The sequence below is a fragment of the Thauera sp. genome, from assembly GCF_034003485.1.
GTDB lineage: Bacteria > Pseudomonadota > Gammaproteobacteria > Burkholderiales > Rhodocyclaceae > Thauera.
This window is the reverse complement of sequence record NZ_JAVEYL010000003.1, coordinates 18,250-31,860: the sequence shown is the minus strand read 5'-3', so window position 1 is coordinate 31,860 and position 13,611 is coordinate 18,250. Positions and strand designations below refer to the sequence as shown.

Below are 13,611 nucleotides of genomic sequence, written 5' to 3'. Positions count from 1 at the left end.
CTCGAGGGCGGCTGCCTGCAGGGGCGCACGGCAAAACCCTTATGTGCGCCAGGGTACAGACGCCAGCGGCACCGGCGTCGATAGTGAATCCTGCATTTACGAGAACGGAGGATTCCATGCTCTACACCATCGCCGTCATACTGCTCATCCTGTGGCTGCTCGGACTGGTCACCTCGACCACCATCGGCGGCTTCATCCACGTCCTGCTGGTGATCGCGATCATCGTCGTCCTGCTGCAGGTCATCAACGGACGCCGCCGCTGATCGACGAGGCGCACGCCAAGGGGCCTGCCGAAGCAGCGAAATCCACGCTCCAGGCGCCATAATCCCGGCTCTAACAACACCGGGATGTCGAGTGTGCCAAATCTGCGCTGGTTGATCACCGAACTCGCCCGCCGCCTCTGGGTGCGGGCGAGCATCTTTGCCGTAGCGGGCATCTTCACCGCCATCATCGGCATTGCCCTCGCACCCCTGATTCCTGCCGACTGGTCAGGCAAGATCGGCGCGGCCTCGGTCGGCAACGTACTGCAGATCCTGGCCTCGAGCATGCTGGCGGTGACCACCTTCTCGCTGGCGACCATGGTGTCGGCCTACGCCACCGCCTCGAGCGCGACCACGCCGCGGGTTGCCGAACTGTTGATCCAGGACAGCAGCGCGCAGAACGCGCTCGCCACCTTCGTCGGCAGCTTTCTGTTCAGCCTGGTCGGCATCATCGCGCTCAACGCCGGCGTGTATGGCGACAGCGGTCGCGTGGTGCTGTTCGTCGGCACGATCGGGGTCATCGCGGTCATCGTCATCACCCTGTTGCGCTGGATCGATCTGCTCGCCCGCTTCGGCCGGGTTGGCGATGCCATCGACCGCGTCGAATCTGCGGCCATTCATGCGATGCGCGCGCGCTCGAAGCACCCCTGCATCGGCGCGCGCATGCGGGCCGGGCCGGCACCGACGGTTGCAGCAGTTACCAGCGCCAGAATCGGCTACGTCCGGCACATCGACGTCGAGGCGCTGGAGCGGCTAGCGTCGGTGGCTGGCGGCCAGATCCACGTCGACGCCCTGCCGGGCGCCTTCGTCGACACCGCAAGCCCTATTGCATGGCTCGATTTCACCCCGGACGAAGCCGCACTCGAGGCCGTGCGCGATGCCTTCAACGTCGGCGCCCGGCGCTCGTTCGACCAGGACCCGCGCTTCGGTCTGATCGTGTTGTCGGAGATTGCGTCGAAGGCGCTCTCCCCCGCCATCAACGACCCCGGCACGGCGATCGCAACGATGGCCGCCCTGGTGCGCGTGCTCGCCATCCTGGCCGAGCCGCGCGAAGCGGAAAGCGAGATCTTCTACCCCCACGTCTTCATTCCGGCGCTGACGATCGACGATCTGTTCGACGATGCCTTCTCGCCGATTTCCGAATCCGGCGCCGGCACGCTCGCGGTCGGCATCCGGCTGCAGAAAACCCTGCGCGCCCTGTCCGCGTTCGACCATCCCGAGTTTCGTGTTGCGGCACGCCATCAATCCAGACTTGCGCTGGAGCGCGCTCGTCACGCGCTGGCACTGGCCGAGGACGTGGCAAAGCTCGAGGCCGAGTCGTCGGAAATCTGAACGAACAGTCTGAATTCACTCGGCGAGCGTGGCGCCGCGGTGCGCCGCGCCCGCGCAGCTATCTTTTGCCGACGCCGGTTTTCTGCTCGCTAACGGCCTATAGTGGGGAGGGGCCGACATTCGCCGGTCCGCATCAGGAGCACGACCATGAACAAGATCAGAAAGAGCAACAAGGAAACCAAGAAACAGCCCGCCCTCGACCCGAAGGAAAAGAAAGCCGCCAAGCAGGCCAAGAAGCACGCCAACGACACCGCACCGCTGATCACCCCGCGTTGAACCGGGCGCACGCCACCTGCGTGCTCACCCCTGCATGACGGTGTCCGGCGCGCTGCGCTCACACCCCGCCGCCCAGGCCTGCGGCCTCGGCCTTGCGCCAGAAATCCACCTCGACCCGATGCTCGCGCCGATCGTCCACTAGCGCGATCCTGCGGTCAGCCAGTTCCACCCCATCGAGCCTCACACGCTGAAGACCGCCCGCCGCATCGCCGCGGGCGGGCAACTGCACGATGAGGATGTGGTAGACGGTTTCCCGATAACGGTAGTGAAGCCTGAACTGCGGCCACTCTGCCGGCAGCTTGGGCACGAACCAGAGCCGATCGCCTTCCACGCGTAGCCCAAGCAGCGACTCCACCATCAGCCGGTACATCCAGCCCGCCGAGCCGGTGTACCAGCTCCAGCCACCGCGCCCGGTGTGCGGCGCGCGCGCATAGACATCCGCGGCAACGACGTAGGGCTCCGCCTTGTAGATGTCGATGGCCTGGGGCGCGCGCGCGTGGTTCACCGGATTGATGATGCGCAGCAGTTCCCAAGCCCGCTCACCGTCGCCGAGGGCGGCAAAAGCCATCGCCGCCCAGATCGCGCCGTGGGTGTATTGCCCGCCGTTCTCGCGCACGCCCGGCACGTAGCCGCGGATGTAGCCGGGGTCGAGGCTGGCGCCATTGTGGCTGGCGCTGTCGAAGGGCGGCTCGAGCAACTGGACGAGGCCGTCGGCGCGCCGCACGAGATGCGTATCGAGCGCCTGCATCGCCCGCCGCGAGCGCGCTTCGTCGGCAACACCCGACAACACCGACCAGCTCTGCGAGATCGAGTCGATGCGGCACTCCACGCCCTGCGCCGAACCCAGCACCGTGCCGTCGTCGAACCAGGCGCGACGGTACCAGTCGCCGTCCCAGGCATGGTGCTCGATGCGCTCGCGCAGCGCGGTGGCCTCGCCGCGGCAGAAGGCGGCGAAATCATGCTCGCCGCGGTTCTCGGCCAGCTCGGCGAATCGCCCGAGCACCTCGCACAGGAAGAAGCCCAACCACACGCTCTCGCCGCGGCCCTGAATGCCGACCAGGTTCATGCCGTCGTTCCAGTCGCCCGAGCCCATCAAGGGCAGGCCGCGCTCGCCAAAGCGCAGGCCGTGGCGGACGGCGCGCACGCAGTGCTCGTAGAGGCTGGCTTCGTCGCCCGAGCGGGTGGGCAGGTCGTAGTACGAATCCTCCTCGGGCATGACCGGCCGGCCCTCGAGGAAGGGCTGGCGCTCGTCGAGCACGCCGGTGTCGCCAGTGGTGCTGACGTAGCGACACACCGCCAGCGGCAGCCACAGGTAGTCGTCCGAACACTGGGTGCGCACGCCGCGCCCCGCGGGCGGGTGCCACCAGTGCTGCACGTCACCCTCCTGGAACTGGCGACTCGCGCACAGCAGCAAGTGCGCGCGCACCAACGCGGGTTCGGCGTGGACCAGCGCCATCGCGTCCTGCAACTGATCTCGGAAGCCGAAGGCGCCACCCGACTGGTAGTAGCCGCTGCGCGCCCACATCCGGCACGCCAGGGTCTGATACATCAGCCAGCCGTTGGCGAGCACGTCGACCGCCGGATCGGGGCTTTCGACCTGCACCGCGCCCAGGGTGTGATTCCAGTGCTCCCACACTGCCTCGAGCGCCGTGCGCGCGGCATCTGCACCACGGAAGCGGCGCACGAGCGCGCTGGCCTCGTCGGCGTTGCGACCGACGCCCAGGCGGAACACGATCTCGCGCGTCTGCGCCGCGGCCAGCTCGATGGTCACCTGGATCGCCCCGCACGGGTCCAGCCCCGGCCCCACCGTCCCCGACAGGCGCGCTCGCCCCAGGGCTGCGGGATTGCGCAGGCTGCCGTTACGGCCGATGAATTCGGTGCGGTCGCCGCTCACCCTGCGCGTCGGATCATCGACGTCGAGGAAGGCCACACGCTCGGCGAACTCGGCGTTGAACGGGTTGCGCGCCAGCAGCGCGTCGCTGTCGGGGTCGATCGCGGTGCTGACATGCATGGCCGACTTCGGCCGCAAATCCCCCAGCACCCAATCGACGTAGGCAGTCGCAGACAAGCGGCGGGGCCGTCCGGACGCGTTGCGCAGCTTCAGCACCGAGAACTTGATCGAAGCATCGGTGGCGACATACACCCACAGCTCGGAGACGATGCCATGCACCTGCATCTCGAACACGCTGTAGCCGAAGCCGTGGCGGATGACGTAGGTGGCCTCGGCCCGCATCGGCTGCGGCGTCGGCGACCACGACTGGCCACTGTCTTCGTCGCGCAGGTAAATCGCTTCGCCGCCCGTATCGCTGACCGGGTCGTTGTCCCACGGGGTCAGACGGAACTCGTGCGCGTTCTCGCCCCAGGTGTAAGCCGCCCCGCTCTCCGACACCACGGTGCCGAAGGACGCGTTGGCCAGCACGTTCACCCATGGTGCGGGCGTGACCTGCCCGGGCGCGAGCGTGATCACGTATTCGCGCCCATCGGCAGTGAAGCCACCGAGCCCGTTGCACAGGATCAGATCGGTGCGCGGCGCGCCCCCCGCCGTCTCCAGGCGATGTAAAGGCACTGGCGCATCGCTGCGCCTGGGCCGGAAGTCCGGCTCGGGCACCCTGGCCAGCAGCGGCAAGTCGAGCTGCTCGGCGAGGGTGCCGCGTGCGTCGGACAGCACGACACGAGCCACCGACTGCAGCAGGATGCGGTCCTCGCTGGCGATCTGCTCGGCCATGCGCACGAAGATGCCGCCCGGGCGGTCGATCACGCTCGCACCCACGCCCGAGGCGATCAAACCCATGATCGCGTCCTGCAGACGCTGGCGGTAGCCGACGTGCTCCTCGTTCCAGATCACCAGATCCACCGCCAACCCCTTCAACCGCCAGTAGGCATGAGCCTGCACAAGCTGGCGGACGAGGTCGAGATTGGCGGCATCGGCGATCTGCAACAGCACGATGGGCAGGTCGCCCGAGATCGCGTACCCCCACAGCCCGGACTGACCGCGATGGTTGCGCACCAGCACGCTGGCATCGGCCCGGCGCGCCGCGTTGGCGTAGAGCACGGCGCTCGCCAGGCGGGCATGAAGCTGGGCGTCGGCGTCGGTCAGGTCGAGCTGGCGCAGCACGACCTGGCTGTGGGTCCACGACAGCTCGAAGACGCGGTCGGCGAGATGACGGTCCTGATACTTGTCGATCAGGCACTCGGCCACCTCGCGGCGCTCGGCGACGCCGGTGACGATGTCGATCATGGCCGATTGGTCGGGTTCGAGCGTGACGGTACAGCGGATGGCCACGATCGGGTCGAGCACCGAGCCCTCGCTATCGGACAACGGCCCCGCGGCGCGCATCGCCAGCGGCTCCGCCGTGCTGGCGTTGCGGCCGATGAAGCGCGCACGATCGGTCTCGTAGGACACCGTGCCCGGCCCGGCCTCGGACCCAGGCTCGGACCCACCCCCGGACACCTGCGGGCGCACCACCATCAGGTGGAACATCCATGGTGCCTGCTCGTCGCGCGAACGCGGCCGGCGGGTGCACAGGATGGCCTGGCGGGCGCGCACGATCTCGGTCTGCACGAACAGGTTGCTGAACGCCGGATGCAGCGCGTCGGTGGCCGGCGGCGCGATCACCACCTCGGCGTAGCTGGTGAGCTCGATCTCCCGGCGCTGGCCCGATCGATTGGTGAGACGCACCCGGCGCAGCTCGATGTCGTCCTCCGGCGAGACGACGATCTCGGTGTAGGTCTCGATCTGGTCCGCCCTGCCTGCGCTCGTCCGGCCGCTGCCGTCCGCCGCGCCGCCCTCTCCCGACTGCCCCTCGCCGAGCACGTCGTGGCGGCGAAACTCGGCACGGCCTTCCGAAAAGATCGCCTCGTAGGTGGCCGGCGGCGTCAGCGTGGGCTGGTAGGTGGTCGACCACACCTGCCCGGTGCTCAGCTCGCGCAGGTAGCAGAACGCGCCGCGGTTGTCGCAAGTGCCGTCTTCGCGCCAGCGCGTGAGCGCGAGCTCCTTCCAGCGGCTGTAGCCGCTACCGGCGTTGCTGAGCATGACGTGGTAACGCCCGTTGGACAGCAACTGGACCTCGGGCATCGGGGTGTGGGGCGTATCGAAGAACCGGATCGGTGGTTCCTCACCGATCGCGGCCGAATGCATCTCGGCGAGCTGGGCAGTGTGCGGGAAAAGTTCGGTCGCGCGCGGGATGCGCTCCTGCAGCAACAGCAGCACCGACTGGAACTCGCGATCGGCCTCGAAACGGCGCTGCATCGGGCGCGCCAGCACGAGGTAGGCAAGCGCGAGCAGCGACATGCCCTGGTGGTGCGCCATGAACGAGCGCACCACAACACATTCCTGGCCGCGCCGCTGACGCGCCGGCGTGTAGTCGATGGCTTCGAACAGGCCGAAGCGGCCCATGTAGCCCGCCGCAGCCAGGCGCTGCAGGTTGGCGCACGCCTCTTCGGGCGCCACCATCAGCGCCAGCGCCGAGGCGTAGGGCGCGACCACCAGATCGTCGGCCAGGCCGCGCTTGAGTCCCAGCCCGGGGACGCCGAAGGCGCGGTACTGGTAATTGAGGTGCACGTCCACCGTGTTGTAGCCGGACTCGGAGATACCCCAGGGCACGCCGCGCTGGCGGCCATACTCGATCTGCCGCGCCACTGCCGCCCGGCAGGTCTGGTCGAGCAGGGTGTCGTCGTAGGTCGGCATCACCAGCAGCGGCATCAGGTATTCGAACATCGACCCGCTCCACGACAGCAGCGCCGGCTCGCCCGCGGTGCGGGTCAGCAGGCGCCCGAGGGCGAACCAGCTCTCCTGCGGGATCTGCCCTTGGGCAATGGCGACGAAGGTGCTCAGGCGCGCCTCCGAGGCCAGCAGGTCGTAATAGCTCGCGTCGACGCGCTGCTCCGCGACGTTGTAGCCGATGGTGAACAAGTGGCGGGAGTGGTCGTACAGGAAGCCGAACTCCATGTGCCCCAGCTCGCCCGCCCGGTGCGCCAGGCTGTCGATGGTGGCCAGGCGCTCGCGGGCACGCGCGCCAGCCGTGGCGAGGTGGCGCTGCAGCTCGCTCAGCCAGGCGTGCTGTGCTGCTGCCGCTGCGGTGGATGAGGACGCCGCTGCGGCCAGCCAGTGTGTGATCAGCGGCGCGCAGCGCACGTCCACGCTGGCGAGTTCGAGCAGGGTCGGAATGCGCGCGTCCGGACCGATACAAGCGAGTTCGCCGGTAAGCTCGGCCGCCAGCCCCAGCGCAGGCGGGGGCAAGCTCAGCCAGGGGGCAAGCGCATCGACTTCGTCCGCGGCCGCCTGGCACTGACGCGCAAGCGCCCGAGGCCATTCGCCCCCGGCGCCGTCGGGCGTGCGGCGCTCCCGTATCAGCGCGTTGTCGCCCCGAGCGCTGTCGACCACGATGGGGTCGCCCTGCGCGCTGCCGCCCGGCTCGGGAAGGAGCTCGGTCGCGAGGCGCACCAGCGTCGCCAGGCTGGCCCGCGCCGCGGCGAGGGAGGCTGCCGAGGGGGCCGCCGCGTCTGCCAGCGCGCGGCCGAATGCCGCCAGGCGCTCCGGTGCAATGTCGGACTCCGCCTCGACCAGCGCGAAGGTGTCGCTCATGCCCTCGAAGAGCCGTGCCGGCACGATGGGGTCGGCACCGAGCGCGAGCAGGCCTGCGCGCAAGGTGATGAGGTGGCCGGCAAGGTTGCCGCTGTCTACCGTGGACACGTAGAGCGGCGGCATCGGCTGCAGCGTGCGCGTGTCGTACCAGTTGTAGAAATGCCCACGATGGCGCTCGAGCACTGCCAGGGTGCGCAGGGTGTCTGCGGTGCGCTGCACGACGCCACCGGCGGTGAGGTAACCGAAGTCGTAGGCGGACAGGTTCGCCAGCAGCGCCATGCCGATGTTGGTCGGCGAGGTGCGGTGGGCGATCAGCGCCACGCGATACTCCTGGAAATTGTCCGGCGGCAGCCAGTGGTCCAGCGGGCCGACAAAGGTGTCGAAGAAGGCCCAGGTCCGGCGCGACAACTGGCGCAGGAACCGGAGCTGCTCGAGCGAGAGTTCGACCACCGGGCGCGCGAGCGGCTGACTGATCCACCACGCGATTGCCGGCGACGCGAACCACAGCAGCAGCACGGGCAGCGCCACACCGAGCGCGGCCGGGTTGGTCAGCGCAAGCAGCGTCGCCAAGGCAAGCGCGAGCGCCGGGCCCATCCACATCGCGCGCAGCACGCTGGCAAAACCGTGGGCGCCGCGCCGGGCGGAGGCACGCTCGGCCTCGCTGGAGGGGTTCCACTCCAGCAGCCCGCGGTGCGACACCGCCATGCGCCACACGCTGCGCACGATCGCATCGAGGCTGAACCAGGCTTCGTGCGGCAGGCAGGCAAGCTCGAACGCCACCTGGCCACCGCGGCGCGCCGCCGCGATTCTTACCGCGGTGACGTGCTGCCGCCAGGTCACCTCGGGCGGCTTGCGCACGAACTCGTGCAAGGTCGCGAGCACCGGCGGCAGCAGCACGATGGCGATCACCGAAAGCGTCCACGTCCATGCCACGCCGGGAACGATCCAGCCCAGCACCAGCAGCAACACCAGTGCTGCGGGGACGAGGCTGCGGCGCAGGTTGTCGAGCAGCTTCCAGCGCGACAGCGCCGACAGCGGGTTGGGCTCGCGACACGGGGCCCGTGCCGGGGTGGTCCGGGGTTGGGTCGTCCGGAGTTGGGGTGCATGGACTTGGGCACCCTCGCCTGCCGCCGAATCCTCGCACTGCACCGGCACCCGCGGCCACAGCCACGCGACGAGCTGCCAGTCGCCGCGAATCCAGCGGTGGCGGCGGCTCACGTCGGTGCCGTAGCGTGCCGGATAGTCCTCGTAGAGCGACACGTCGCTGAGCAGCCCGGAACGCACGTAACAGCCCTCGAGCAGGTCGTGACTGAGGATGCGGTCCGGCGGGAAACGATCGCCGAGGCAGTGCTCGAACGCCTCGACGTCGTAGATGCCCTTGCCGACGAAGGAGCCTTCGCCGAAGAGGTCCTGGTACACGTCCGAGACCGCCCGGGTATACGGATCGATGCCCGGCTCGCCGCCATTGAGGCGGGCATAGCGGGATCGGCTCGCGCCCGGCAGACTGATCGCCACCGCGGGCTGCAGGATGCCGTAGCCGGCAACGACACGGCGCGTGACCCGATCGTGCTGCGGGCGATTGAGCGGGTGCGCCATCGCCGCCACGAGCGCCCGCGCCGCATCGCGCGGCAGCTGGGTATCGGTGTCGAGGGTGATGACGAACTTCACCCCCGAGAGTGCAGCGGTATCGCCCACCACGCACGCAAAGCCCGCACCCGGGGCGGCGGGGATGCCGCGCAGCAGGGCGTTGAGCTCGGCGAGCTTGCCGCGCTTGCGCTCATGCCCCATCCACACGCCTTCCTTCGGGTTCCAGCGCCGGGGGCGATGGAAGAGGAAGAAGATGTCGCCTTCGGCGTCGGGCCGGCGATCGCCATATTTACGATTGAGCGCCTCGATCGCGAGGCGCGCACGTTCGACCAGCACGGCATCTTCGGCCAGTGTTTCGTGGCGGGCGTCGAGCAGGTCGGTGAGCAGACCGAAATGCAGGCTGTCGTCGCGATTGGCCAGGAAGCGCACTTCAAGCGCCTCGACCAGCTCATCGACGTTGTCCGCACTGGTGAGCATGGTCGGGACCACCACCAGCGTGCGCCATTGCGGTGGGATTCCGGCAGAGAAGTCCATGCGCGGCAGCGGGTGCGGGGTCGCCAGCAGCGTGGCCAGCCAATTCACCAGGGCTGCGCCCAGCCGGCTCGCGGCCAGCAGCGCAAGAGGGGCGACTGCCAGGGCCAGCAACCAGGCCCATTCTCCGCCCACTGCACCGCCCACCGCACCGCCTTCCCCTACGCTGGCGCCCAGGGGCCAGAGCAAACCGCCGGCGATGGCTACGCTGAGCAGCGCAATGGCGCCGAGATAAAGCGCCAGCGGGCAACGCCGCGCCCGTGCCCTCAGCGCCGCGCACCAGGAGGGCCGAAACCCGACCGCACGCTCGAGCACCGGCCGGCCCTTGTCGATGAGATAGAAGCCAACGTGGCCGGCGCGAGCTGACCCGTCGCCGCCCTGCGCCGCGCGATCCCCAGCTTGCTCGCTGGCCGGGACACCGCCGCCCGCCAGCACCACGGCCTGGTGCGCCACCTCACCCTCGGTGCAGGCGCTCTTCTTCGCGATCGCCTCGACCACGTGCCGGTAGCGGTCACGGGTCGCAAAATCCATCCCTGCATACATCCTGCTGGGGTCTTCGCACAGCGCATGCTCGACCACGCTCATGGTCTCGACGAAGGCGCGCCAGTCCAGCGCGCTCAACAGGCGCAGGCTGCCGATGCTGTTGCTGATCGACACCTGGTCGGCGGCCTGCTTCTGGTTCTCGGCCTGGATCGACTGCTCGATCGTCATGCCGTGCTCGGTGAGCTGCTGCTCGATCCACGACAACGGCAAGGCGAGCGCGGGACCGCGATGCTGGAAGCGACGCACGAGCCCGGCGACGAAGGTGCAGTTCATGGGCGGGTTCGAGCGCGCCATGTCCGCCAGCACCAGGATCAGGCTCTTGGGGTCGGTGTCGGCGGCCTCGATCACGCGGTCCGCCCAGCTGTCGGCCAGATCGCGCTCGGCGCAGGCATCGGCCACCCGCACGCCGGTGCGGCGCAGGCTCTCGACCAGCGCAAGGCGCAGCATGATCGGAATGGCCCACAGCTCGCCCAGCTTCAATGCGCTGACGGTCTGGTACGCGGCGATGAAGCGGCGCAACTCCTCGGCGTCGACCCGGCCGTCGCCGTGCGACACGATCTCGAGCATGAGGTCGTACACGCGCGGTTGCCCGGCCGAGGGCCCACTGGCCAGGCGCGGAAGGCCGACACTGTAGCCGCGCGGCAGGTGTCGCCGTGCGGTGCGGATCTGTTCCTCGATGAGGTAGAAGTTGTCGAGCAGCCATTCACCCGCCGGCGTGATGCGGCGGCTCTCGGTGACGGCGGTGGTGAGACGCCGCGAGGCTTCGACAAGTGCGTGCTCGTTGTCCGCGAGCCGGGTCAGCAGTTGATCCGGACGACGGCCCGACGCGAGTTCATGGGCGGCGGCAAGGGCCTTGCCGTGCTGCACCATCTGCTCGCTGCTGAACAACTCCGCGCGCAATGGCGACTCAGCGTCGGCAGGGTTCCCTTTCCGGGAGCGCAACGCTGGAAAGACCGCAAGGAAAGCCCCGCGGCCACCGTCGATGATGCGCTTCAGCAGTGGCCGCGGGAAAGACATCGCTTACTTCAGACGCATGTCGTTCTTGACCGACTGCACGCCCTTGACGCCGCGCGCCAGTCCGACTGCGGTGTTGATGTCGGCCTGCGAATTGACGAAGCCACTGAGCTGGACCACGCCCTTGAAGGTCTCGACGTTGATCTCAGCCGACTTGAGGCTGGCATGCTCGAAGATGGCCGCCTTGACCTTGGCCGTGATGACGCTATCGTCCACATACTCGCCCATGCCCTCCTGTTTCGAGGTCGAGGCACAGCCCACTGCGGTGATCAGGGTGAGCGATAGGAAAAGCGCGGACAGGTATTTGCCAAACTGTTTCATGATCGAAATCTCCAAAGTTTGATGACGCAGGACTTCTTGCTGCTGCTTCAGTCCGGTAGCGGGCACCCCGCGCCGGATTCGTGCATCACCGGCTGCGCAACATCGTGCCGATGATCAACCCGGCCACGGCAGCCACGCCGAGGGCCTTCCATGGGTTCTGGACCACATACTCGTGGGTGCACTCGGCGGCCTCGCCCATCCGCCGGCCAGCCGCCACGCGCGCCTTGTCCAGCCGCACACTGGCCTCACCCAGGCGGTCGTCGATGCGCGCACGCACCGCGGTGAACTCTTCGCTGCTGGCGTTGAGCACTTCCTTGAGCAAGCTCTCCGTATCGGCGACGAGGCCCTTCAGGTCCTGCACCACCTGAGCGCGCATATCGGCAACGGCCCCGTGCTCGGCGTTCAATTCTGTATTCATCATTCCTCCTGTGGACGTCGTTGGCCCGACGGTTCGAATCCGGGCGGGTATTCCCTAGTAATAACGCCGGGGATACGCTGAATGGCATGTTCATCCTTGCGGCACCCCGCGTCTGTGCGCTAGCCAACAGACCGCAGGTCACGCCTCGCCAAGACTGGGCCAAGGCCAGGGTGCCGTGCGGCCAAGGCTCGTTGGGCGCCGTTCATCCCGTCCTGCCCAAGGCCGGTGCGCACGACGCGCAACATGGCGCGACCTTGGCTCCTGATCCTGTGCTGAAGGCACTCAATTACTGCAAGGAGACTTGAAATGTCACTAGGAACCATCCTGCTTATCGTGCTGGTCCTGTTCCTGATCGGCGCACTTCCAAGCTGGCCGCATAGCCGCAGCTGGGGTTACGCGCCCAGCGGACTGCTCGGCGTGGTGCTGCTGATCGTGCTGATCCTGTTCCTCATGGGGCGGATCTAGGCTCTGCCGCGGGCGCGGCGAGAGGGGGACCGAGCGAGGGGTACCAATTGAGGAACCTGTCGAGTGCGCCCAGGCTGGGCGCACTCGACGAAAACACTCAACCAAAAAAAAGCCCCTGAATCTCAGGGGCCTCAAATTACACGGCTTGAATTGTCCGAAAACGTCTGCTCATGCGGCCTGGTTTGCTTACGCGGCCTTCTTCATGACCTTCTTCTCGGTCGTGCTGGCCGCTGCAATCATCGGCTGCACGGCATCGTCTGCAGCCGCCAGACTGCGCTCGGCAATCTCGGCGCTGGCGTTGATCATGCGTTCGTAAGCTTCGGTGGCGCTGCTCAGCGTCGACTTGATCTGCTCGACCGCTTCGACACTGCCCGTCGGGCCGGATTTGGCCATGGTGTCGAGCAGCGCGCCGATGGCCTCGGCGAGCTCGTTGCTGCGCTCGACCGTGATCTGTCCGATTTCGACCTGCGACTTGATGCAGATGCCGCTGAAGTTGCGCAGATAGTCGCTGGCCAGTTCCAGCGAACGTGCCGGCGAACCGGATTGCGCAGTCAGTTGCTCGAGAAGATTGCCGCTCTTGGGCACCGCAATGCCAGCCTTGTACGACCGCAGCGCGTTCATGTTGAGCGCGAACAGTTGCTCGGACGTGTCCAGCGCAATATGGACGATGGCGTTGAAAGCATCGCCGTTGGCGGTGACGACTTCAGAAATCTTTTCGTGCAAGGGCGTGATCGAGTTCATCCTGTGTTCCTCAAGGTTACAGAGTGGCGGGGTCCGTCGCTGCTCAATGACTTCCGTCTTGCGGCGACCGCAACCCCAATTGAATTAAGCCTGCATGCTGCCTGCGCAACTGATCACCTGTCTGTCAGTTCAGCGCCCGATCAGTGCCGGAAAAGAAGTCGATCCGTGTCGGATAATTCCGATTGGCGCGCACGTCCCGCTGGCCGGCTCCGAATGGCAACACATCCATGGGCTCGACCACCAGGCCCAAGGCCTGAGCACTGGTCTGAATGAAACGGACCTCGACTTCACATGAAAAGGGGCCGAGCAGCACGGTCGCGGGCTCGCGCCCGGCCCCCGCACCTCGTCGACTTGGTTTCGTTGTGACCACGGGTGCCCGCAGGTAAATACCCGGGCGCAATGAGTCGACAGCGATCAGCGCCTGATCCGGCCTGCGCTGCTGTCGTGGTGCGATGAACCTGTGTAGTGAGTCCTGCAAAGCTGTCTCCTCCATGCGGTGGCTCTTCGGCCACTCGGTCTCGTATCTGTACGACATGCCC

Annotated in this window: 9 protein-coding genes; 4 read left to right on the top strand and 5 right to left on the bottom strand. The window is 67.6% G+C overall.

The window, feature by feature from the left end; all coding sequences use genetic code 11:
- Window positions 1–116: 116 nt before the first annotated feature.
- From RBT54_RS02310 to RBT54_RS02300, 3 genes are all read left to right on the top strand, one after another.
- Window positions 117–263, top strand: a complete 147-nt coding sequence (locus RBT54_RS02310) for a lmo0937 family membrane protein (RefSeq protein WP_320363699.1) — start codon at window positions 117–119, stop codon at window positions 261–263.
- Between the two features lie 84 nt (window positions 264–347).
- Window positions 348–1,592 (top strand): DUF2254 domain-containing protein, encoded by a 1,245-nt coding sequence (locus RBT54_RS02305; protein WP_320363697.1) that lies wholly within the window; start codon window positions 348–350, stop codon window positions 1,590–1,592.
- 147 nt (window positions 1,593–1,739) lie between these two features.
- Window positions 1,740–1,868, top strand: coding sequence for a hypothetical protein (locus RBT54_RS02300; protein ID WP_281054838.1), 129 nt, complete (start codon window positions 1,740–1,742; stop codon window positions 1,866–1,868).
- A gap of 58 nt (window positions 1,869–1,926) precedes the next feature.
- Here the strand turns inward: RBT54_RS02300 and RBT54_RS02295 are convergent, their stop codons facing one another.
- The 3 genes from RBT54_RS02295 to RBT54_RS02285 form a co-directional block, all read right to left on the bottom strand.
- On the bottom strand, window positions 1,927–11,013 hold the full coding sequence (locus RBT54_RS02295) for a GH36-type glycosyl hydrolase domain-containing protein (protein WP_320363694.1): 9,087 nt from the start codon (window positions 11,011–11,013) through the stop codon (window positions 1,927–1,929).
- A gap of 120 nt (window positions 11,014–11,133) precedes the next feature.
- Window positions 11,134–11,448, bottom strand: a complete 315-nt coding sequence (locus tag RBT54_RS02290) for a BON domain-containing protein (protein WP_320363692.1) — start codon at window positions 11,446–11,448, stop codon at window positions 11,134–11,136.
- An 85-nt stretch (window positions 11,449–11,533) separates the two neighbouring features.
- Complete coding sequence (locus RBT54_RS02285) at window positions 11,534–11,866, bottom strand: DUF883 family protein (RefSeq protein ID WP_320363690.1); 333 nt, start codon at window positions 11,864–11,866, stop codon at window positions 11,534–11,536.
- A 306-nt stretch (window positions 11,867–12,172) separates the two neighbouring features.
- Here RBT54_RS02285 and RBT54_RS02280 point away from each other — a divergent pair, with 306 nt between their 5' ends.
- Complete coding sequence (locus tag RBT54_RS02280) at window positions 12,173–12,331, top strand: DUF3309 family protein (RefSeq protein WP_320363688.1); 159 nt, start codon at window positions 12,173–12,175, stop codon at window positions 12,329–12,331.
- 186 nt (window positions 12,332–12,517) lie between these two features.
- Here the strand turns inward: RBT54_RS02280 and RBT54_RS02275 are convergent, their stop codons facing one another.
- Together RBT54_RS02275 and RBT54_RS02270 are read right to left on the bottom strand one after the other, a co-directional pair.
- Entirely contained in the window at window positions 12,518–13,072 is a 555-nt protein-coding gene (locus RBT54_RS02275) for a hypothetical protein (protein WP_320363686.1), read from the bottom strand.
- 124 nt (window positions 13,073–13,196) lie between these two features.
- Complete coding sequence (locus tag RBT54_RS02270; protein WP_320363684.1) at window positions 13,197–13,565, bottom strand: hypothetical protein; 369 nt, start codon at window positions 13,563–13,565, stop codon at window positions 13,197–13,199.
- Window positions 13,566–13,611 lie beyond the last annotated feature (46 nt).